This window comes from Streptomyces sp. NPDC048337 (assembly GCF_043201175.1).
Taxonomy (GTDB): domain Bacteria; phylum Actinomycetota; class Actinomycetes; order Streptomycetales; family Streptomycetaceae; genus Streptomyces.
On record NZ_JBICYR010000002.1, the window covers coordinates 302,703 to 321,735 of the forward strand.

Here is a 19,033-nt window from a genome sequence, read left to right on the forward strand (position 1 = left end):
CGCGGGGCATCTGTCCGTATTTATCCGGTGAATAGCAGATACCGTCAACTGACAGACGGCAAGCGCCAGTCAACGGGCTGTGCACCCTGGCCCACCAGTAGGTCGTTCGTTCTGCTGAAGGGCCGCGAGCCGAAGAACCCGTAGTCGGCGGACTTGGGGGAGGGGTGGGAGGACTCGACCACCGGCAGGTCGCCGAGCAGCGGGCGCAGATTGCGGGCCGCCCGGCCCCAGAGGATGGAGACCAGCGGCTCGCCGCGCGCGGCGAGCGCCCGGATGGCCTGGTCGGTGACGGCCTCCCAGCCCTTGCCCTGGTGAGCGTTCGACCGGCGGGGCGCGGTCGTCAGCGACCGGTTGAGCAGCAGCACCCCCTGCCGGGTCCACGGGGTGAGGTCGCCGTTCGCGGGCCGGCCCGTGCCGATGTCCCGGTGCATCTCCAGGAAGATGTTGTCGAGGCTCGGCGGCACCGGCCGGACGTCGGGGGCCACCGAGAACGACAGGCCGACCGCGTGCCCGGGGGTGGGGTAGGGGTCCTGGCCGACGATGAGCACCTTGACCTCGTCGAAGGGTTGCTGGAAGGCGCGCAGCACATTGGCCCCGGCGGGGACGTAGGTCCTCCCCGCCGAGATCTCCGCGCGCAGGAAGTCGCCCATCGCGGCGATCTGCCCCGCCACCGGCTCCAGAGCCCGGGCCCAGCCCGGCTCGACGATCTCGTTCAACGGTCGTGCTGCCACGGTGGATCACTCTACTGGCCGATCGTCGCCGCCCGCACACACAGCACGTCGGGCAGGTGCTCGGCCAGCAGCTGCCAGCTCTCGCCGTCGTCGTGGCTGGCGTACAGCTCGCCGTTGCGGTTGCCGAAGTAGACGCCCGCCGGTTCCGCGTCGTCCGTGCACAGCGCGTCGCGCAGGACCGTGCCGTAGTGGTCCCCGGCGGGCAGCCCCTTGGAGAGCGGTTCCCAGGTGGCGCCCGCGTCCCGGGTGCGGAAGACCCGGCAGCGGTGTTCGGCCGGGACCCGGTCGGAGTCGGCGTTGAGCGGGAAGACGTAGGCGGTGTCCGGCCGGTGGGGGTGGGCGGCCACCGCGAAGCCGAAGTCGGAGGGCAGCCCGTCCCCGATGTCCGTCCACCTGGTGCCCGCGTCGTCGCTGCGGTAGACGCCCCAGTGGTTCTGCAGGTACAGCCGGTCCGTGTCCGCGGCGTCCCGGGCGATCTTGTGGACGCACTGGCCGAACTCGGGGTGCGGATCGGGCAGGAACACCGCCGAGACCCCCTCGTTGGACGGGGTCCAGCTGGCGCCGCCGTCCTTGGTCCGGAACACCCCGGCGGTGGAGACGGCCACGGTCACCGCGTCCGGGTCGCGGGGGTCGGTGATCACCGTGTGCAGGCCCTCACCGCCGCCGCCCGGCTCCCACTTGGAGCGGCTCGGGTGCTCCCACAGCGGGCGGACCAGCTCGAAGGACTCGCCGCGGTCCACGGAGCGGAAGAGCGCGGCGGGCTCCGTCCCCGCGTACACCACGTCCGGGGCCTCGGGGCCGGCCGGCTGGAGCTGCCAGACCCGCTCCAGCGAGGCGCCGGTGTCCTTGGGGAACTTCACGGCGGCCGCCGCCGGTTCCCGCCAGGTGGCGCCGAGGTCGTCGGAACTGAAGACGGACGGGCCCCAGTGCAGGCTGTCCGCGCCGACCAGCAGCCGGGGTGCCGGGGCCCGACGGTCGACGGCGGCCGCGTAGACGGCCTGGGCGTTGAAATGGGGCCCGTCGAACTCCCACGGGCCCTCGCCCTGTCGGCGACCGATGAACAATCCCTTGCGGGTCCCCACGAGCAGCAGTACGTCGGCCATGGCCGGCACCTCCGGACTTCGTCGTCCACGTGTCTCGGGCTTTTTCGGCCAGTCTGCACCCGCCCACTGACAGCGGCCCGCCGGGCGCCGCGGGGCGCTGAGCTGCTGATCGATACAGATCATTTACCTTCATTTACTTTCTGGAAATCCTCACTACTTGCATGCGGGTGTTCGCAATAGGTTGACTTCAGGCCACTGCCGCCGCATGCGAGAGGACCTACGTGGCCACCGAGCACCTGTCCCCGCTCGACCTCGCCTTCTGGCGGATCGAATCCGCCGCCCACCCGATGCACCTCGGCGCCCTCGCCGTGTTCACCGCCTCCGGATCCGGAGGCGCTGAGCGCGCCGCCGCGCTGCTCACCGACCGCTGCGCCGCCGTGCCGGGGCTGCGCCGCCGGATCCGCGACGTCCTGCTGCCCGTCGGGGCGGCCGCCTGGTCGCCGGACCCGCACTTCGACCCGGCGCGCCACGTGTTCCTCGTCCGTACGGCCACCGCCGATCCGCACGCCGCCGCGGGGCCCCTCATGGCGCGGCCGCTCGACCGCGAGCTGCCGCCCTGGGAGGCGCACGTGCTGTCCGGGCCCGACACGGACTCCTTCGCGGTCCTGTTCAAGTTCCACCACGCCCTCGCCGACGGCCTGGGCGCGCTCGCGCTGGCCGCGGCGCTGTTCGACGAGGGCCCCGCCCCGCGGACGGCCCCGGCGCGCCCCGCGCCCGAGCAGCGCCCCGTCCCCGAGCAGCGGGCCGGCTCGGCCCTGCGCCGCCTGCCCGGGGTCCTCGCCGCCCGGGTACAGGACGTCGGCCAGGCCCTGGAGATCGGCGCCGCCGTGGCCCGCGCCGGGTTGCCCCTCGGCGTGCCCGCCGCGCTCACCGCCGACGCCGCCCGCCCGGGAACCCGTACGGTCGCGGGCCTCGCCCTCGACCTGGACGAGGTCAACCTGGTCCGCAAGGGCGCCGGGGGCACCGTCAACGACGTACTGATCGCCCTCGTCGCGGGCGCGCTGCGGCGCTGGCTGGCCGGCCGGGGCGACCCCGAGCCGCGCGGCGCCGGACCGCGCGCCCTGATTCCCGTGTCCCGCCGCCGCGGCCCCGGAGGAGCCGCCGGCAACCGGCTCTCCGGATACCTGGTGCGCCTCCCGCTCGCCGAACCCGACCCGCTGTGCCGCCTGGACCGCGTCCGCGTCGCCATGGACCGCAACAAGGACGCCGGCCCCGCCCGCGGCGCCGGGGCCGTCGCCCTCCTCGCCGACCACGTCCACCCGCTCGGCCACCGCCTCGGCGGCCCGCTCGTCGCGCAGGCCGCCCGGCTGCTGTTCGACATCCTCGTGACCAGCGTCCCGCTGCCGGGGTTCACCTTCACCCTCGGCGGGAGCCGGGTCCGCGAGGTCTATCCGCTCGCCCCGCTGGCCGCCGGACAGTCCCTGGCCGTCGCGGTCTCCACGTACAAGGGGACGGTCCACTACGGCCTGGTCGCCGACGCGGCCGCCGTCCCGGATCTGCCCACCCTCGCCGGGGCGCTGCGCGAGGAGTTGGACGCGCTTGTACGAGAGGTCTCGTAGTACGAGGAAATTCGTAGTACGGTGAGTCTCGTACTTGACCGCCGATCCCCGGCGCGCCCGGTGATGTCTGGAGAGCCCTGATGAGTGCTGCCCCCGCTGCTTTCGCCGCCCTGTTCGCTCCCTACACGCTCCGCTCGGTCACGATCCCGAACCGCGTGTGGATGGCGCCGATGTGCCAGTACAGCGCCGAGGCCTTCGGCCCCAACGCGGGTGTGGCCACCGAGTGGCACTTCGCGCACTACGCCGCCCGCGCCGTCGGCGGCACCGGCCTGATCATCCAGGAGGCCACCGCGGTCGCCCCGGAGGGCCGGATCAGCCCCAACGACCTCGGCATCTGGAACGACACCCAGGTCGAGGCGCTGCGCCGGATCACCACCTTCGTCAAGGCCCGGGGCGCCGTCCCCGGCATCCAGATCGGGCACGCCGGACGCAAGGCCTCCACCGATCAGACCTGGAAGGGCGGCGCCCCGGTCGGGCCCGAGGCGCACGGCTGGCAGCCGGTCGCCCCGAGCGCCGTGCCGTTCGCCGAGGGCCACCCCGTACCGCACGAGCTGACGGCCGATGAGATCCGGGAGATCGTGGGCCGGTTCGCCGATGCCGCCGGGCGCGCGCTCGCCGCGGGGTACGAGGTCGTCGAGATCCACGGCGCCCACGGGTACCTGATCGGGGAGTTCCTCTCCCCGTACAGCAACAAGCGCACCGACGAGTACGGCGGCTCCTTCGAGAACCGCACCCGCTTCGCCCTCGAAGTCGTGGACGCCGTACGGGCGGTGTGGCCCGAGGAGCTCCCGCTCTTCTTCCGGATCTCGGCCACCGACTGGCTGGAGGAGGAGGGCTGGACCGCCGACGAGACGGTCCGGCTGGCCTCGCTCCTCCAGGAGCACGGGGTGGACCTGCTCGACGTGTCCACCGCCGGGCTCGCCCCGCACGCGAAGATCCCCGTCGGCCCCGGGTACCAGGTGCCGTTCGCCGCGCGGGTCAAGGCCGAGACCGGCCTGCCCGTGGCCGCCGTCGGCCTGATCACCGAACCGGAGCAGGCCGAGAAGATCCTGGCCAACGGCGAGGCCGACGCGGTCCTGCTGGGCCGCGAACTGCTGCGCGACCCGTACTGGGCTCGCCGCGCGGCCGTCGAACTGGGCGCCGAGATCCGCACGCCCGACCAGTACCACCGGTCCTGGTGACCCCGGTGCGGCCCGGGCCGGACCCGCGCCGGGGCCGCACCACCCCCACCCGTCCTACGACGGTTCTCGTACCATGGGGAGGACACGGACCACACCGAGTGAGCGGAGCAGGGACATGACGGAACGTGACGCGGCCCGCACCCTTGCCCACCCCGAGGCGGGTGAGATCCGCCTGGAGGACGTGCTCCACGCGCTCTCCGACCCGGTCAGGCTGTCCATCGTCCGGGACCTGGCCGGCTCCGCGGCGGAACTGTCCTGCTCGCACTTCGACCTGCCGGTCACCAAGTCCACGACCACCCACCACTTCCGCGTCCTGCGCGAGAGCGGTGTCGTGCGCCAGACCTACCGCGGCACCACCAAGTTCAACACCCTGCGCCGCGAGGAACTGCAGTCCGTCTTCCCGGGGCTGCTGGACAGCGTCCTCGCGGCCGCCACCGCCGAAGAGACGCGCCTCGCCGCACCGGCCGCCTCCTAGGGCCGCGCGTCCAGGCGGTGCAGCAGGGCCCCGTCCGGTCCGAAGACGTCCATCAGGTAGCCCGCGCGCAGCGAGAGCCCTTCCTCGGTCGACAGCCAGGACGTGATCGAGGCGGACTGCCGGTCGAAGAGCGCGGCGTCCGCGTCCGCGTTGCGCGTGCGGACGATCAGCAGGGGCACGCCCTGCGGTCCGGACTCCCGCTGGATGCCGTACACGTCCGCGTCCCCGCCGGCGGCCCGGTAGCGCTCGGCCCGCGCGGCCGCGTCCGGCGGAGCGGCGGTCGCCGTCACGGTCGGCCCGGCGGCGGCCGTCACCCGGACCTCCTCCGTGCAGCCCGCCAGCAGCGCGGCGCACGCCACCGCCGTCAGCGCCGCGCCGGTGCTCCGCCCCCAGGACGTTCCCATGGTCAACTCCCCTTACCCGTACGGGAGTCAGTCACCCTACGCGAGGCCTGCGGCGCCGCGCAGTCCGGCCCAGTCCGGGATCTTCACCGAGCGGCGGCCCAGCGAGCGTCCCAGATCGACCTCGGCCGCCTCGATGGCCAGCCACCCCGGCCACTGCACCGCACGCACGCCCGCCGCCTGCAGCGCGTCCAGCGGATCCCCAGGCAGCTCGCGCCGGGCCAGCGCCCCCGCGTCCTGGAGCAGCGAGGACGCGGTCTCCTTGGCGCAGGGCCGGTTGGTGCCGATCACCCCGGTCGGGCCGCGCTTGATCCAGCCCGCCACGTACTCGCCGACCGAGGCCCGCCCCGCGCGCAGGACCCGGCCCGCCGCGTGCGGGACCGTGCCCTTGGCGGGGTCGAAGGGCAGTCCGGCGAGCGGGACGCCCTTGTATCCCACCGAGCGCAGGACCAACTGCGCCTCGATGTCCTCGTACGCGCCCGTCCCGGTCACCCCGCCGCTGCCGTCCGGGGCGGTCCGCTCGAAGCGCATCCCCGTCACCCGCCCGTCGGGCCCGCCCAGGACCTCCACCGGTCGCAGGTAGAACCGCAGGTCGATGTGGCGCTCCGCCTCGCCCGGGCCCCGCTCCGCCCAGCCGCGCAGCACCTCCAGGTTGCGCCGGGCCACCGCGGGGAGCGCCGCCGCCGCGCCCGGATCCGTGTACACGGGGTCGAGGGCCAGCTCGGCGGGGTCGGCCAGGGCGTCCACCCCCGGCAGCGTGCCCAGCTCCCGCAGCTCCTTGGTGGTGAACTTGCCCTGGGAGGGGCCGCGTCGGGCCACCATCGCCACCCGGCGCACCCCGCTGTCCGAGAGCGCGCCCAGCGCCGGCTGCGGCATGTCGGTCGGCGCGAGTTCGGCCGCGCCCCGGGCCAGGATCCGGGTCACGTCCACCGCGACGTTGCCCGCACCGACCACCACCGCCGAGTCCACCCCCGGCAGGTCGAAGGTCTCGCCCACCGCGTCCGGGTGCCCGCTGTACCAGGACACGAAGGCCGTCGCCGAGTGCACCCCGGCCAGCTCCTCGCCCGGGATCCCCAGCAGCCGGTCCCGCGCCGCGCCCACGCAGTAGATCACCGCGTGGTACAGCTCCAGCAGCCGCTCCGTGGGCAGCAGCTCCCCACCGACCTCGACGTTCCCGAGGAAGCGGATCCGCTCGTCCTCCAGCACGGTGCGCAGGTTGCCCTGCAGCGACTTGATCTTCTCGTGGTCGGGGGCGACCCCGTACCGCACCAGGCCGTACGGCGCCGGCAGCCGGTCCAGTACGTCGACCCGCACCCCGGGCACCTCACGCTGCTGGACCAGCGTCTGGGCCGCGTAGACCCCGCTGGGGCCCGATCCGACGACGGCGACACGAAGCACGGCGGAGCTCCTCCCGCAGGTGTTCCCAGCATGACACCGGCTCCGGCGGGCGTCAGCCCATCGCGCGCATCCGGTGGATCTCGGCGGTCTGCGTCGCCACGACCTCGTTGGCCATCTCCTCGACCATCACGTTGTTGCCCTCGGCCAGCGCCGTGCCGGCCATGGTGAGCGCACCCTCGTGGTGGGCGATCATCAGCTTCAGGAAGAGCCGGTCGAAGTCCGCGCCCCTGGCGTCCGCCAGCTCCTTGAGCTGCTGCTCCGTCGCCATGCCCGGCATCGCGCCGTGGTCGTGCCCGCCGGATCCGGCGGAGGGCTCCGGATGGCGGGCCAGCCACTTCTCCATCGCCCCGATCTCGGGTCGCTGCGCGGCCGTGATCCGCTCCGCGACCCGCTTGACCCCCTCTGCCGAGGCCCGTTCGGGCGCGAGCGCGCTCATCGCCAGAGCCTGCCGGTGGTGCTCGATCATGTGCCGCGTGTAGGTGTGGTCGGCCGCGTTGGGGGTGTCGTCGGGCTTCTCCCGGGCGGCCTGCTCGGGGGTGAGGGTGCGGGCCGTCTCGCCCGGTTTGCCGGGTGCGATCACCACCGCCCGTCCGTCCTTCGCCCGGTCCGCCCCGCCGTCCGCCCCGCCGTCCGCTTCGCAGCCGGTGAGTGCGAGCAGGAGGGCGGCGAACGCGGCCGCTCCGACGGCCTTGCGGCGCCGGGGGGCTTTTGTCATGTCCATGAGAGGAAGATACTGCTGGGGTCCTGGTTCCGCTCCCACCCCGAACGGAACCGATCGGACTCCCATGGGAGGGCAACATGACCTCGTTGCACACCGCAAGAGGGCGGAACAGGAGTCTGGGCGTGGCCGCGGCGGCGGCTGGGCTCCTCACCACACTCCTGGCGGCCGGTCCGGCCGCCGCCACCCCGGACCCGGGCGACTTATCGCCCGGTCGCGGCAACCAGCAGAGCGCGGGCCCGGTCCAGGGCAGGGAACTCGCCCCGGGCGAGATACCCGGGCAGGACGAGATCGTGCACAGCGCCAACATCCAACCCCTGGCCAACATCCCCAGCTCCGACCCGGACGGCATCAATACCGACCTGGCCTTCCAGGGCCGGTACGCCTACGCGGGCAGCTACAGCGGCTTCACGATCTACGACATCGCCAACCCGAAGGCACCGAAGACCGTCACCCAGGTGCTCTGCCCCGGCGGTCAGAACGACGTCTCCGTCTACGGCGACCTGCTCTTCCTCTCCACCGACTCCTCGCGCAGCGACGACTCCTGCAACAGCGTCTCGCAGCCCGCGACGGAGAAGTCCTCGTGGGAGGGCATCAAGATCTTCGACATCAAGGACAAGAAGAACCCCAAGTACATCAAGTCCGTCGAGACCGCCTGCGGTTCCCACACCCACACGCTGGTGCCCAGCGGCCGCGACATCTACCTCTACGTCGCCTCGTACTCCCCGAACGAGGCCTTCCCCGACTGCAAGCCGCCGCACGACGGCATCTCGGTGGTGAAGGTCCCGAAGAAGGCGCCGACGCAGGCCGCGGTGGTCGCCTTCCCGATCCTCTTCCCTGACGGCGGCAACCCGGGCGCCCCCACCAACCCCGGGGTCTCCAAGACCACCGGCTGCCACGACATCACCGTGCTGCCCTCGAAGAAGCTGGCTGCCGGCGCCTGCATGGGCGACGGCATCCTCTTCGACATCAGCAAGCCCGAGGAGCCACGGGTCATCGACCGGGTCCAGGACAACGTGAACTTCGCGTTCTGGCACTCGGCCACCTTCAACGAGCGGGCGAACAAGGTGGTGTTCACCGACGAACTCGGCGGCGGTGTCGGCGCCACCTGCAACGAGGCCACCGGCCCCAACCGGGGTGCCGACGGGGTCTATGACATAACCGGCAGCGGGGACCAGCGCAGGCTCGCCTTCCGCAGCTACTTCAAGATCCCGCGCCACCAGGCCGACACCGAGAACTGCGTGGCCCACAACGGCTCGCTGATCCCGGTCGGCGGCGGCCGCGACATCATGGTGCAGGCCTGGTACCAGGGAGGCGTCTCCGTCTGGGACTTCACCGACTCCGCCGCCCCCAAGGAGATCGGCTACTTCGAGCGCGGCCCGCTCACCACGGACCGGATCGGACTCGGCGGGTCCTGGTCGGCCTACTACTACAACGGGCACATCTACTCGAACGACATCGCCAAGGGCCTCGACGTGCTGAGGCTCGACGACTGGCGCACCGAGAGCGCCAAGTGGGTGTGGATGGACCGGCTCAACGTGCAGAGCCAGCCCGAGTATCACTGAAACGTTCCGGCGGGCGGGCCGCCGGGCGGCGGGACGCCGAGCTCCCAGTCCAGCCCGTAGCGCTGGAAGAGCTCGGCCCGCAGCCGCGCCGGCGGCATGGGAGCACCGGGCAGCAGCACCGCCACCACCGCGCCCATCAGCAGGGCGCGCAGGAGCGGATAGTCCGCGTCCACGTCCGGTGAGCCGTACCGGGTGACGGTGTCCCGCAACAGCTCGGCGAGCCGCTGCTGTTCGGGGCACTGCACGAACCCCTCGGCCGTGAGGATGCCCGCCATGTGGGTCCGCATCAGCAGCGGCTCGTCACGGGCCAGCCCCAGGATCGCGTCCACCGCGCGCGCGAGCCGTTCGCGCCCGTCCTCGCTGCGCGGCTCGCGCTCCAGCGCCGCCTCCAGCGTGAGGTGCATCAACCGGTGCACGGCGGACTGGAGCAACTGCCGCTTGCCCGGGAAGTAGTACGAGACCAGGCCGCGGGCCGCGCCCGCCCGGTCGGCGATGTCGCCGAGCGTCGTCGCCTCGTAGCCGCGCTCGGCGACGAGCTCGACCGTGGCCTGGAGCAGCCGCTCCCGGGAACGTCTGCGCAATTCTTCATTGACCGATGCGCTGCGCGGGACCATGCTTACTCCTGCTGCGTTGACTGGCTCCGAGCCAATATACTCAGCGCACGGGGTCGCCTGCTCTGGGTGACACGGGGGATCGCCCAGAGCAGGCACGCCCACAACCTCATCGGCCGGACGGGTCGGACCGGTGCCGCGGGCCGGGCCAGGACGTCGCGAGAGCCACCAGGACCACGCCCAGCAGCCAGCCCGCGACCACGTCCGACAGCCAGTGCACCCCGAGGTAGAGCCGGGTGAAGCCGACCCCGAGCACCGACACGGCCGCGGCGGTCCAGGCGGACCGCACCGCCCACCGCGGGGCCGCCCGGGGGAGCAGCCACAGCAGTAGCCCGCACACCACCGTCGCCGTCATGGCGTGGCCCGAGGGATAGGCCGCGAACAGCGCCGAGTCCACCGGATCCGGCCACACCGGCCGCCCCCGCCCCACCAGCGCCTTCATCCCCTGCTGCACCACGGAGGCCACCACCGTGGCCAGCGCCACCCGCAACGCCCGCTCTCGCCGCCCGCGCCACCACAGCCCGACGCAGGCGACGGCGGCCAGGAGCCTCATGGTCCAGGGGTCCCACACCCAGTCGGTGAGGATCCGCAGGGTGTGGGTGATTCCGGGATGGGTGACGGCATGGCCGTGGAGATGCCGGGCGAGCCGGTAGTCGTAGGTGAGGAGCGGCTGCCACCGCGCCACCACCAGCGCCGTCAGAACGGCCGCGAGCAGCGCACAGCCGATGCCCGCCCACCGTACGACGTGATCGCTCCGCATACGGGGATCCTCGCACCGGCGGGCGCCGCCCCCGCACCGGGCACGCTAGGCCAGTGCGCTCAGGCCCGGTACGAAGGCCACCAGCAGCGGTATCGCCGGGACCAGCGTGGCCAGCGCCGTCAGTCGGAGCCTGCGGGCCGGCGACAGCCGGGGCACGGCCGACAGCAGCCGCCGCACCCGCTGCGGGACATGTGCCTGGGGGTGGGCGCAGGGCCCGAACACCCCGCGGTCCTCGTTCAGTCCGACCAGGGCCAGCGCGATCGTCAGCCGCCCGTACCGCCGCGAGGCCACGTCGTCGGCGGCCAGCTCCACGAGCCGGTGCATCTCCGCCTCGAAGGCCGCGAAGACGGGCACCTGCGGGAAACCACGGGCCAGCGCGCGCGAGCAGTGCAGCAGCCAGTCGTGCCGGGCCGCAGCGTGCCCCTGCTCGTGGGCCAGTACGGCATCGAGCTGACTGCCCTTCAGCCGGCCCAGGGCCGCCGTCGTGACCACCAGCTGCGGGGCCGCCCCCGGCAGCCACCACGACTCCGACCGCGGGCCCTCCAGTACGACCAGCCGCGCGCCCGTGGGTTCCTCCCCGGGGAGCAGTGGGGCCCGTTCGCGCAGTTCGGCGCTCTGCGCGCGGCGGTCCGCCCGCGTCCGCAGCACCTCCCGGGCCAGCAGCGCCGCGGTCCACAGCGCACCGCCCGCCAGGGCGAGGGCCGTGCCCGCCGCCCAGGGGCCGCCGGACGCGCCCAGGGCGTAGGCGTCGACCACCCCGCGCGGGGCGGCGGCGAACAGCCGGCCCCGCACGGCCTGCCAGGCGGCCGCAGCGCTCAGCAGCATCGACAGCCCGAGGCACAGGAGCACCGCACCCACCACGCACTGCCACACCCACAGGGCGACGACCGGTTCGCGCTCGGGCCATTGGGCCCGGGCCAGCAGACGGGGGGCGAGCACCGCGGTCAGGGCGCCGAGCATCAGAAGAGCGGCGGGGACCATCATGGCCGCCAGCCTATGAGCGCGGGCCTACCTGCGGGTACGGCCGCGCGGGATTGGTGACGCAGGACACGTCGGCCGGAGCCCTCACATGGTGAGCAGCATCGCCAACATCCCGATTCCCATGGCCAGTCGGCAAGCGCGGGTCAGCTCGCCGGAGCCGGAGCCGGAGCCGCCGTCCGGACCGCCCGCCTGCCGAGGGGCGACGGTCCCGCCCGCCGTGACCAGCCGGGCCCCGCCGAGCACCGCGTAGCCGGCGTAGTAGAGGAGCAGCAGTCCGGTCAGCAGCGGCAGCCCGGCCCCGTGCCCGTGCCCGGAGACCGCCGTCAGGGACATGTAGACCATCGTCAGCGACCCCACCAGGTGGTGCGCGTGGTGCGCCCCGCCCCGCAGCAGCCACACGGCGTGCAGGGCCGCGCCGCAGAAGAGCACGGCCAGCGCGGGATCCTGCCACCCGCCGGTGCTCCGGAGGGGTACCGCCATCAGGGCCATGCCGAACCCCATCACGGCATCACCCGCGGCCCCGCCGCCCGCTCTGCGCACCTGGCGCAGACAGTACGCCCCGCTCACCGCGCACAGCAGGACGAGGAGCCAGGAGGAGACGGTGGAGGATGCTGAGGGGGACATGGCGGAACCGTGCACGGCGGAACCTCCCGGTTCGTCGGCGTCACGGGGAGAGATGCCCTTCTCACGCGGTGCTCACGCGGCCCCGGGTTACGCTCTCCTTGCCCTACCCGGCATGTCATATGCCACCGCGTGGAACGGAGCCCCCGATGTCGTCGACCGCCAACCCCGCCGCCCTGAGCTTTCGCAGCGCCGTGGAGGCGGACGTGACCGAGCTGGTGGCGCTCGTCGAGTCGGCGTACCGAGGCGAGAGCAGCCGCGGCGGCTGGACCACGGAGGCGGACTACCTCGAAGGGCAGCGCACCGACGCGGACGGGGTCCGGGAGGTCATCAACACCCCCGACAGCGTCCTGCTGGTCGTCGAGCGCGCGGGCGAGCTCGTCGCCTGCTGCCAGCTCGAACACCGCGGGGACCACGCCTACTTCGGGATGTTCGCGGTCCGCCCCGGGCTCCAGGGCGGCGGCCTCGGCAAGGAGATCCTGGCCGAGGCCGAGCGCCGCGCCCAGGAGACCTGGGGCGTGAAGGAGATGCGGATGACGGTGGTGAACGTACGGGAGGAGCTCATCGCCTACTACGTGCGCCGCGGCTACCGGCGCACCGGCGAGCTGAGCCCCTTCCCCTACGGAGACGAGCGCTTCGGCGTGCCGCTCCGCGACGACCTGGCCTTCGAGCTGCTGGTCAAGCCGCTGTAACCGGAGCCGATACGGTGTGCGCCGCCGTCACGCGGTGAACCGGCCCGTGCTGCGGATCTCCGGGAAGTCGGTGGTCACGCCGTCCAGCCCGAGCGCCCGCGCCAGCCGCAGCTGGTCCAGGGTGTTGACCGTCCAGCCGGTCACCCGCAGTCCGGCCGCGTGGGCCGCCTCCACGGTCCCGAGGGCGATGCGCCGGATGTCCAGGGCAATCGTTCCCGCGCCCGCGGCCGACGCCCGGTCCACGATGTCGTCCCCGTGCGGGCTCGCGTAGAGGGCGGTCCGTACGCCCGGCACCCGCCGGGCCGTCTCGACGAGCACCGCGGCGTCGAAGGAGGCCACCTCCACCCGGGCGGTCAGGTCGCGCCGCAGGATCAGCTCCGCGAGCACCTCGGCCGCGGCCCGGTCCCGGACCGACGCCTGGAGCGGCACCCGGACCGCGTCCAGGACCTCCTCGAAGACGGGCACCTGCTCGCCCTGGCCGGCGTCGAGGGCGCGCAGTTCGGCGAGGGTCAGGTCGGTGACGGCACCCGATCCGTCGGTGGTGCGGTCCACTTCGGGGTCGTGCAGGGCGACGAGTGCGCCGTCCTTGCTCAGTTGGAGATCCAGAGCGATGACGTCCATGCCGGAACGTTCCGCGCGGACGAACGACCGGAGGGTGTTCTCCGGCTCCACACCCATGACCCCGCGGTGACCGATGGTGAGGAAAGTCAAGGTTCTCTCGCTTCCGTCGACGGCGGCTCCCCGCGCGGTCGCGGTGTCCCGACCGGCCGCGCGCGGTGAGGACGCATGCTAGTGCGCCCACGGTGCGATGGGACCGCCCGTGCAGCGCCCCTCAGCGGCGCACCGGCCGCTTCCCGCCGGGCTTGTCCGCCCTCTTGACCGCGCTCGTGACCGCCGTCGCGTCACCCGGGAGTGGGCGCGTCCCTGTCGGCTTGACGACCCGCGGTCCCGCCCTCGGGGAGGGCCGACAGGTCGGCCAAGAGGGCTTCCGCCAGCTCCAGTTCGGCCAGGTGCTGCCGCTCGCTCCAGCGCAGCGCGAGGGTGGGGAAGGCCCATTCCGGTACGTCGGCCGCGTGCTCCATGGCCTCCCGTACGGCGGCCAGCTCCTCCCGGGTGCGCTCCAGGTGCTCGCCGACCATCGCGCGCAGCCGCTCCGGCTCGGCCAGGTGCCCGAGCCAGACCCGCAGGAGCAGCCCGTGCTTGAGCACCGGCGGCCCGGCCTCGGCGGTGTCGGCGGCCCAGCCGGCCAGCGCCTCGCGTCCCGCGTCGGTGATGGTGTAGCGGCGCTTGGCGCGGGCCTCCTCCGGGCCCGAGCGCGCGGAGGAGGCGTATCCCAGCTCCTCCAGCCGGCGCAGCTCCGCGTAGATCTGGCTGATGGCCGGCGACCAGTAGAAGAAGCGCAGCGAGGAGTCCGCCCACTTCTTCAGCTCGTACCCGGTCCGCTCTCCGGGGAAGGAGAGGAGGCCGAGAACCGCCCACGCGGTCGGCGGAAGCTCTTGCTTCTTCGCCTTCTGACTACTAGTCATATTCCGAATTGAAGTAAGACCGGGCACGGGACGCACACCTGGAGGCACAGTGAAATTCTCCGTGATCTTCGAAGCTCAGCTTGCCGACCCGACCGTGGAACGGGAGCACCAGGTCATCCGCGACTGCGTCGAGCAGGCCGTGCTCGCCGAGCGTATGGGCTTCGACCGGATCTGGGCGGTGGAGCACCACTCGTTGAAGTGGTACGCGCACATGTCGGCTCCCGAGATCTTCCTGACCTGGGTCGCGGCCAGGACGAACACCATACGCATCGGCCACGGCGTCGTGTGCATGCCCTTCAACTTCAACCATCCGGTCCGTGTCGCCGAGCGGGCCGCCATGCTCGACCTGCTCTCGGGCGGGCGGCTCGACCTGGGGGCCGGGCGCGGCGGCACCGAGCAGGAGACCTCGCTGTGCGGGGTGGACAGGGAGCGCACCACCGCGGAGGTCGAGGAGGCCCTGCGGATCATCGGCAGGGCCTGGCGGGAGGAGGAGCTGGAGTACCACGGCGAGCTGCTCGACATCGATCCGCATCCGATCCTGCCGCGGCCGAAGCAGGCCCCGCACCCGCCGCTGTTCCTGGCGTGCAGCCGGGGCGAGACCCTCGTGCAGGCCGCCGAGCTGGGGATCGGGGCCCTGGTGATGGGATTCGCGGGCCCCGAGTCGATCGCCGGGATGCGGTCCGTCTACGACGCCGCGATCGCCGGGCGGGACGGCAGCCGCTTCGTCTCCTCCGTGGTCAACGACCACTTCTCGGTGCTGTGTCCGACCATCGTGCTCGACGACCCGGAGGAGGCGCGGCGCGTCGGCATCCGCGGTCAGCGGTTCTTCGCCCAGTCCATCGGCCACTGGTACGGCGGGGCGGGCATCCCGGACGAGGCCGTGGTCGCGGGCGCGGACGAGGCGGCGGAGATGCGCAAGGCCGCCGAGCAGGTCGTGGCCCGCCTGCACGAGCTGGACATCCCGGTCCGGCCGACCTCGACGGCCACCTTCAACGCCGACCACGCCTACGGGAGCGCCGACGACGCCATCGCGTACGTGGAACGGCTCCGCGCGGCGGGGGCCGACGAGATCATGTGCCTGATCCAGATGGGCACGGTGGAGCAGGAGGCCTGCCTGGAGACCCTGCGGCAATGGGGCGAGAAGGTCATCCCGCACTTCCGGCAGCTGTGACGACCGCCCCCGCCAGCGTGCCGCCACGGGCCCGGCGGTCCCGGCAGGCCTTGGCGCGACTGGGCGGAGCCGCTCATTCCATCCCGATGGACGGGAAGACTTCCGGTGAAGCGGGGGGTGTCGCAGGATAATTTTCGGAGTTACCTCTTGAGCGGGAGAGCCTCGCACGTTTACGCTGCCTTGACGTGAGGTTCTCCTGTGGAGGAAGTGACATGACGGAAACTCTTGTGCCGGGCGCCGGCGGTGCCGTGATAGCCGCTGAGGCGCGGGTGGTCGACCACCCGGCGTGGCCCGAGCTCAAGGCCGCCGTGGAGGAGATCCGCCCCTGGCAGTCCCCGGACGGCTCCATCGACTTCGAGGCCGAGGGCGAACACGCCCGCGCCACCGTCATGGCCGCGGTCGAGCGCGTGATCGGCGCCGTCGAGGTGCTCTCCCCGCTGCTCCCGCACGCCGCGGAGTACCACCGGGCGCTCGTGGCCGACCTCCGCAAGTGGGCCGCGGCCGGCTTCCGCGTGCCTGACTTCCTCGACTCCCTGCTGGCCTTCCAGCCGGCCGCCGAGCGCGCCGACGGCCTCCAGCACCTGGTCGTCTTCCCGATGTACACGCAGAACGGCAACCCGGACCGCAACCTGGAGGCCGTCGTCCTCAAGATGGTGTGGCCCGAGTGGCTCTCCGAGCTGGAGCGCACCCGGTACGACAACCCGCTGTTCCTCGGCATCACCTTCGAGGACTTCACCCCGGGCTACGACACCAACTCCGCCGTGCTCTTCCCGGAGACCATCGCCGTGCGCGAGGCCCCCGAGCGCTTCGCCTGGGGCGGCATCTTCTGCGACCGCGAGGCCGCCCGCTACCGCAAGGTCACCGAGGCCGCCGTCGACATCCTCGGCATCGAGCTGCCCGAGGACATCGCCCGCATGGTCGAGGACCAGGAGCGCTGCGAGAAGGCCTTCGTCCTGTGGGACATGGTCCACGACCGCACCCACAGCCACGGCGACCTGCCGTTCGACCCCTTCATGATCAAGCAGCGCCAGCCGTTCTGGATGTACGGTCTGGAGGAGCTGCGCTGCGACCTCACCGCCTTCAAGGAGGCCGTGAAGCTGGAGTCCGAGGGCAACGAGCACGGCCGTGACGTCCAGTACGCCGTCCTCTTCGACCGGATGTTCCGCTTCCCGGTCTCCGGCGACCGCAACCGCAACTACGACGGTCTCGGCGGCCAGCTGCTCTTCGCGTACCTCCACAAGCACGACGTCGTGCGCTGGACGGACAACAAGCTGAAGATCGACTGGATGCGCGCCCCGCAGGTCACCAACCAGCTGTGCGCCGAGATCGAGGACCTCTACCGGGCCGGCATCGACCGCCCGAAGCTCGTCCACTGGTTCAAGGCGTACGAGCTGGTCTCCACCTACCTCGCGCCGCACCCGGGCTCCAAGTGGGCCAAGGGTCCCGACGCCCTCGACCTGACGCAGCCGCCGCGGAAGCTCGTGGACGACGTGCTTCCGGACGAGTTTCCGCTGAGCATGTTCTATGAGGCGCTCGCCAAGAAGCTCAAGGGAGTGATCGCCTCCACGAAGGGGATCACGGCCCTGAACGCCGAGAGCGCCGAGCGGGTCGCCGCGTGAGCGACCGCCCACAGGAGGCTGCACAGATGAACGGCTCCGGGAACGCCAACGGAAAGCTGCACGGAGCGGTGGTGGCGGTGGCCGGGGCCGGCGGGCCCGCCGGCCGCGCCGCCCTGCTCCGCCTCGCCGAGGCAGGGGCCGTGGTCGTGGCCTCCGACGCCGATCCGGCACGGCTCGCGGAGGCCGTCGACGCGGCCCGCTACGCCCACGGCGGTGCCACCGTCACCGGTGACACCGTGGACCTGCTCGACCTCGAGGCGACCAAGGCCTGGGCCGACCGCACCGAGAAGGAGTTCGGGCGGATCGACGGCCTCGTCCACCTCGTCGGCGGCTGGCGCGGCAGCAAGACCTTCACGGACGTGGACCTCGCGGACTGGGACTTCCTGGAGAAGCTCCTCATCCGCACCGTCCAGCACACTTCGCTCGCCTTCCACGACGGACTGCTGCGCAGCGACCGCGGGCGCTTCGTCCTGGTCAGCCAGTCCGGCGCGCACAAGCCGGTCGCCAACAACGCCGCCTACAACGCCGGCAAGGCGGCCGCCGAGGCCTGGACCCTGGCCCTCGCGGACTCCTTCCGCAAGGCGGGGGGCGATGAGGGCCCCGGCGCGGCGGCTGCGATCCTGGTGATCAAGGCACTGGTGCACGACGCGATGCGCGCCGAGCGTCCCAATGCGAAGTTCGCGGGCTTCACCGATGTCAAGGAGTTGGCCGAGGCCATCGCCGGCGTCTGGGAGCGGCCCGCCATCGATGTGAACGGACAGCGTCTGTGGCTCACTCCGCAACCGTGAGAACCGATGCCGGGAAGACCGACGCCCGGCGCCACCACGACCCGGCGGTACGCGGTTTCGCAAGCGACAACTACGCGGGGGTGCACCCCGAGGTCCTGGCCGCCGTCGCGCTGGCCAACGGCGGCCACCAAGTCTCGTACGGCGAGGACGAGTACACCGAACACCTGCAGAAGGTCATCCGCAGCCACTTCGGGCCGTACGCGGAAGCCTTCCCGGTCTTCAACGGCACGGGCGCCAATGTCGTCGCGCTCCAGGCCATGACCGACCGGTGGGGCGCCGTGATCTGCGCCAAGACCGCCCACATCAACGTGGACGAGGGCGGCGCACCGGAGCGGATGGCGGGCATCAAGCTGCTCGCCGTCCCCACCCCGGACGGCAAGCTCACCCCCGAGCTGATCGACCAGGAGGCCTGGGGCTTCGAGGACGAGCACCGGGCGATGCCGCAGGTCGTCTCGATCACCCAGAACACCGAACTCGGCACCGTCTACACCCCGGACGAGATCAAGGCCATCTGCGACCACGCCCACGGCCTCGGTATGAAGGTGCACCTCGACGGCGCCCGGATAGCCAACGCCGCGGCCTCGCTCGACATGCCGATGCGCAGCTTCACCAACACGGTCGGCGTGGACGTGCTGTCGTACGGCGGCACCAAGAACGGCATGATGTTCGGCGAGGCCGTGGTGGTGCTCAACCCGGACGCGGTCCGGCAGATGAAGCACATCCGCAAGATGTCGATGCAGCTCGCGTCGAAGATGCGGTTCGTTTCGGTACAGCTGGAAGCGCTGCTCGCCAAGGACCTGTGGCTGCGCAACGCCCGGCACGCCAACGCGATGGCGCAGCGGCTGGCCGCGGGCGTACGCGAGACGGACGGGGTGGAGATCCTCTACCCGGTGCAGGCGAACGCGGTGTTCGCGCGGCTGCCGCACGAGGTGTCGCGGCGGCTGCAGAAGCGTTACCGCTTCTACTTCTGGGACGAGGCCGCGGGTGACGTCCGCTGGATGTGCGGCTTCGACACCCAGGAGGAGGACGTGGACGGCTTCCTCCAGGCACTGAAGGAAGAGATGTCCCGCTAGCCGATCGCACGATGGTGAATATTTATGCCCTCGGCCGTAAATCTATTGATCTACGGCCGA

At 72.3% G+C, this 19,033-nt stretch carries 20 protein-coding genes; 9 read left to right on the forward strand and 11 right to left on the reverse strand.

Features of this window, described 5'->3' with window-relative positions; all coding sequences use genetic code 11:
• Positions 1-44: 44 nt before the first annotated feature.
• Both ACGFYU_RS04430 and ACGFYU_RS04435 read right to left on the reverse strand, forming a co-directional pair.
• Positions 45-731 (reverse strand): uracil-DNA glycosylase, encoded by a 687-nt coding sequence (locus tag ACGFYU_RS04430; protein WP_393825724.1) that lies wholly within the window; start codon positions 729-731, stop codon positions 45-47.
• 11 nt (positions 732-742) lie between these two features.
• Positions 743-1,834 (reverse strand): WD40/YVTN/BNR-like repeat-containing protein, encoded by a 1,092-nt coding sequence (locus tag ACGFYU_RS04435; RefSeq protein WP_393825725.1) that lies wholly within the window; start codon positions 1,832-1,834, stop codon positions 743-745.
• Between the two features lie 221 nt (positions 1,835-2,055).
• On the opposite strand from ACGFYU_RS04435, the gene ACGFYU_RS04440 reads away from it, so the two are divergent.
• The 3 genes from ACGFYU_RS04440 (at position 2,056) to ACGFYU_RS04450 (ending at position 5,049) form a co-directional block, all read left to right on the forward strand.
• Entirely contained in the window at positions 2,056-3,393 is a 1,338-nt protein-coding gene (locus tag ACGFYU_RS04440) for a wax ester/triacylglycerol synthase family O-acyltransferase (protein ID WP_393825726.1), read from the forward strand.
• Positions 3,394-3,473: 80 nt separating this feature from the next.
• The gene (locus ACGFYU_RS04445; protein WP_393825727.1) at positions 3,474-4,574 is read left to right on the forward strand and encodes an NADH:flavin oxidoreductase/NADH oxidase; all 1,101 of its coding nucleotides are present in this window, start codon (positions 3,474-3,476) and stop codon (positions 4,572-4,574) included.
• 115 nt (positions 4,575-4,689) lie between these two features.
• On the forward strand, positions 4,690-5,049 hold the full coding sequence (locus ACGFYU_RS04450; protein WP_393825728.1) for an ArsR/SmtB family transcription factor: 360 nt from the start codon (positions 4,690-4,692) through the stop codon (positions 5,047-5,049).
• Here ACGFYU_RS04450 and ACGFYU_RS04455 read toward each other — a convergent pair.
• The 3 genes from ACGFYU_RS04455 to ACGFYU_RS04465 are packed head-to-tail and all read right to left on the reverse strand — an operon-like array spanning position 5,046 to position 7,569.
• Positions 5,046-5,453 carry a hypothetical protein gene (locus tag ACGFYU_RS04455; RefSeq protein WP_393825729.1) on the reverse strand — a complete coding sequence of 136 codons (408 nt, stop codon included), beginning with the start codon at positions 5,451-5,453 and terminating at the stop codon, positions 5,046-5,048. The genes ACGFYU_RS04450 and ACGFYU_RS04455 overlap by 4 nt on opposite strands.
• A 36-nt stretch (positions 5,454-5,489) precedes the next feature.
• Positions 5,490-6,848: an FAD-dependent oxidoreductase gene (locus ACGFYU_RS04460; RefSeq protein WP_393825730.1), complete on the reverse strand. Its 1,359-nt coding sequence runs from the start codon at positions 6,846-6,848 to the stop codon at positions 5,490-5,492.
• A 52-nt stretch (positions 6,849-6,900) separates the two neighbouring features.
• Entirely contained in the window at positions 6,901-7,569 is a 669-nt protein-coding gene (locus tag ACGFYU_RS04465) for a DUF305 domain-containing protein (protein WP_393825731.1), read from the reverse strand.
• A 77-nt stretch (positions 7,570-7,646) separates the two neighbouring features.
• Between ACGFYU_RS04465 and ACGFYU_RS04470 the strand changes: the two genes are divergently transcribed.
• A complete protein-coding gene (locus ACGFYU_RS04470) occupies positions 7,647-9,131 on the forward strand; it encodes an LVIVD repeat-containing protein (protein ID WP_393825732.1) in 1,485 nt (494 codons plus the stop codon).
• On the opposite strand, the gene ACGFYU_RS04475 is transcribed toward ACGFYU_RS04470, so the two are convergent.
• From ACGFYU_RS04475 to ACGFYU_RS04490, 4 genes are all read right to left on the reverse strand, one after another.
• Positions 9,125-9,745, reverse strand: coding sequence for a TetR/AcrR family transcriptional regulator (locus tag ACGFYU_RS04475; protein ID WP_393825733.1), 621 nt, complete (start codon positions 9,743-9,745; stop codon positions 9,125-9,127). The genes ACGFYU_RS04470 and ACGFYU_RS04475 overlap by 7 nt on opposite strands.
• A 106-nt stretch (positions 9,746-9,851) precedes the next feature.
• Complete coding sequence (locus ACGFYU_RS04480; RefSeq protein ID WP_393825734.1) at positions 9,852-10,502, reverse strand: phosphatase PAP2 family protein; 651 nt, start codon at positions 10,500-10,502, stop codon at positions 9,852-9,854.
• Between the two features lie 45 nt (positions 10,503-10,547).
• Complete coding sequence (locus tag ACGFYU_RS04485; RefSeq protein ID WP_393825735.1) at positions 10,548-11,486, reverse strand: M56 family metallopeptidase; 939 nt, start codon at positions 11,484-11,486, stop codon at positions 10,548-10,550.
• Positions 11,487-11,567: 81 nt separating this feature from the next.
• The gene (locus tag ACGFYU_RS04490; RefSeq protein WP_393825736.1) at positions 11,568-12,107 is read right to left on the reverse strand and encodes a DUF5134 domain-containing protein; all 540 of its coding nucleotides are present in this window, start codon (positions 12,105-12,107) and stop codon (positions 11,568-11,570) included.
• 146 nt (positions 12,108-12,253) lie between these two features.
• Here ACGFYU_RS04490 and ACGFYU_RS04495 point away from each other — a divergent pair, with 146 nt between their 5' ends.
• Positions 12,254-12,796, forward strand: coding sequence for a GNAT family N-acetyltransferase (locus tag ACGFYU_RS04495; RefSeq protein WP_393825737.1), 543 nt, complete (start codon positions 12,254-12,256; stop codon positions 12,794-12,796).
• Positions 12,797-12,823: 27 nt separating this feature from the next.
• Here ACGFYU_RS04495 and ACGFYU_RS04500 read toward each other — a convergent pair whose 3' ends face one another.
• Positions 12,824-13,507, reverse strand: coding sequence for a glycerophosphodiester phosphodiesterase (locus tag ACGFYU_RS04500; RefSeq protein ID WP_393825738.1), 684 nt, complete (start codon positions 13,505-13,507; stop codon positions 12,824-12,826).
• Positions 13,508-13,698: 191 nt separating this feature from the next.
• Positions 13,699-14,322 carry a PadR family transcriptional regulator gene (locus ACGFYU_RS04505; RefSeq protein WP_393825739.1) on the reverse strand — a complete coding sequence of 208 codons (624 nt, stop codon included), beginning with the start codon at positions 14,320-14,322 and terminating at the stop codon, positions 13,699-13,701.
• Positions 14,323-14,371: 49 nt separating this feature from the next.
• On the opposite strand from ACGFYU_RS04505, the gene ACGFYU_RS04510 reads away from it, so the two are divergent.
• The 4 genes from ACGFYU_RS04510 (at position 14,372) to ACGFYU_RS04525 (ending at position 18,973) form a co-directional block, all read left to right on the forward strand.
• Positions 14,372-15,493, forward strand: a complete 1,122-nt coding sequence (locus tag ACGFYU_RS04510; protein WP_393825740.1) for an LLM class flavin-dependent oxidoreductase — start codon at positions 14,372-14,374, stop codon at positions 15,491-15,493.
• 212 nt (positions 15,494-15,705) lie between these two features.
• On the forward strand, positions 15,706-17,112 hold the full coding sequence (locus ACGFYU_RS04515) for a DUF6421 family protein (protein WP_393825741.1): 1,407 nt from the start codon (positions 15,706-15,708) through the stop codon (positions 17,110-17,112).
• Between the two features lie 26 nt (positions 17,113-17,138).
• Complete coding sequence (locus ACGFYU_RS04520) at positions 17,139-17,900, forward strand: SDR family NAD(P)-dependent oxidoreductase (RefSeq protein WP_393825742.1); 762 nt, start codon at positions 17,139-17,141, stop codon at positions 17,898-17,900.
• On the forward strand, positions 17,879-18,973 hold the full coding sequence (locus tag ACGFYU_RS04525) for a threonine aldolase family protein (RefSeq protein ID WP_393825743.1): 1,095 nt from the start codon (positions 17,879-17,881) through the stop codon (positions 18,971-18,973). The genes ACGFYU_RS04520 and ACGFYU_RS04525 overlap by 22 nt, the downstream gene beginning before the upstream one ends.
• Positions 18,974-19,033: the final 60 nt, after the last annotated feature.

Coding starts and splice junctions, on each gene's coding strand:
- ACGFYU_RS04475 (WP_393825733.1), bottom strand. CDS start 9,745: ATGGTCCCGCGCAGCGCATCGGTCAATGAAGAATTGCGCAGACGTTCC.
- ACGFYU_RS04445 (WP_393825727.1), top strand. CDS start 3,474: ATGAGTGCTGCCCCCGCTGCTTTCGCCGCCCTGTTCGCTCCCTACACG.
- ACGFYU_RS04465 (WP_393825731.1), bottom strand. CDS start 7,569: ATGGACATGACAAAAGCCCCCCGGCGCCGCAAGGCCGTCGGAGCGGCC.
- ACGFYU_RS04505 (WP_393825739.1), bottom strand. CDS start 14,322: ATGACTAGTAGTCAGAAGGCGAAGAAGCAAGAGCTTCCGCCGACCGCG.
- ACGFYU_RS04495 (WP_393825737.1), top strand. CDS start 12,254: ATGTCGTCGACCGCCAACCCCGCCGCCCTGAGCTTTCGCAGCGCCGTG.
- ACGFYU_RS04435 (WP_393825725.1), bottom strand. CDS start 1,834: ATGGCCGACGTACTGCTGCTCGTGGGGACCCGCAAGGGATTGTTCATC.
- ACGFYU_RS04515 (WP_393825741.1), top strand. CDS start 15,706: ATGACGGAAACTCTTGTGCCGGGCGCCGGCGGTGCCGTGATAGCCGCT.
- ACGFYU_RS04520 (WP_393825742.1), top strand. CDS start 17,139: ATGAACGGCTCCGGGAACGCCAACGGAAAGCTGCACGGAGCGGTGGTG.
- ACGFYU_RS04470 (WP_393825732.1), top strand. CDS start 7,647: ATGACCTCGTTGCACACCGCAAGAGGGCGGAACAGGAGTCTGGGCGTG.
- ACGFYU_RS04480 (WP_393825734.1), bottom strand. CDS start 10,502: ATGCGGAGCGATCACGTCGTACGGTGGGCGGGCATCGGCTGTGCGCTG.
- ACGFYU_RS04485 (WP_393825735.1), bottom strand. CDS start 11,486: ATGATGGTCCCCGCCGCTCTTCTGATGCTCGGCGCCCTGACCGCGGTG.
- ACGFYU_RS04490 (WP_393825736.1), bottom strand. CDS start 12,107: ATGTCCCCCTCAGCATCCTCCACCGTCTCCTCCTGGCTCCTCGTCCTG.
- ACGFYU_RS04450 (WP_393825728.1), top strand. CDS start 4,690: ATGACGGAACGTGACGCGGCCCGCACCCTTGCCCACCCCGAGGCGGGT.
- ACGFYU_RS04455 (WP_393825729.1), bottom strand. CDS start 5,453: ATGGGAACGTCCTGGGGGCGGAGCACCGGCGCGGCGCTGACGGCGGTG.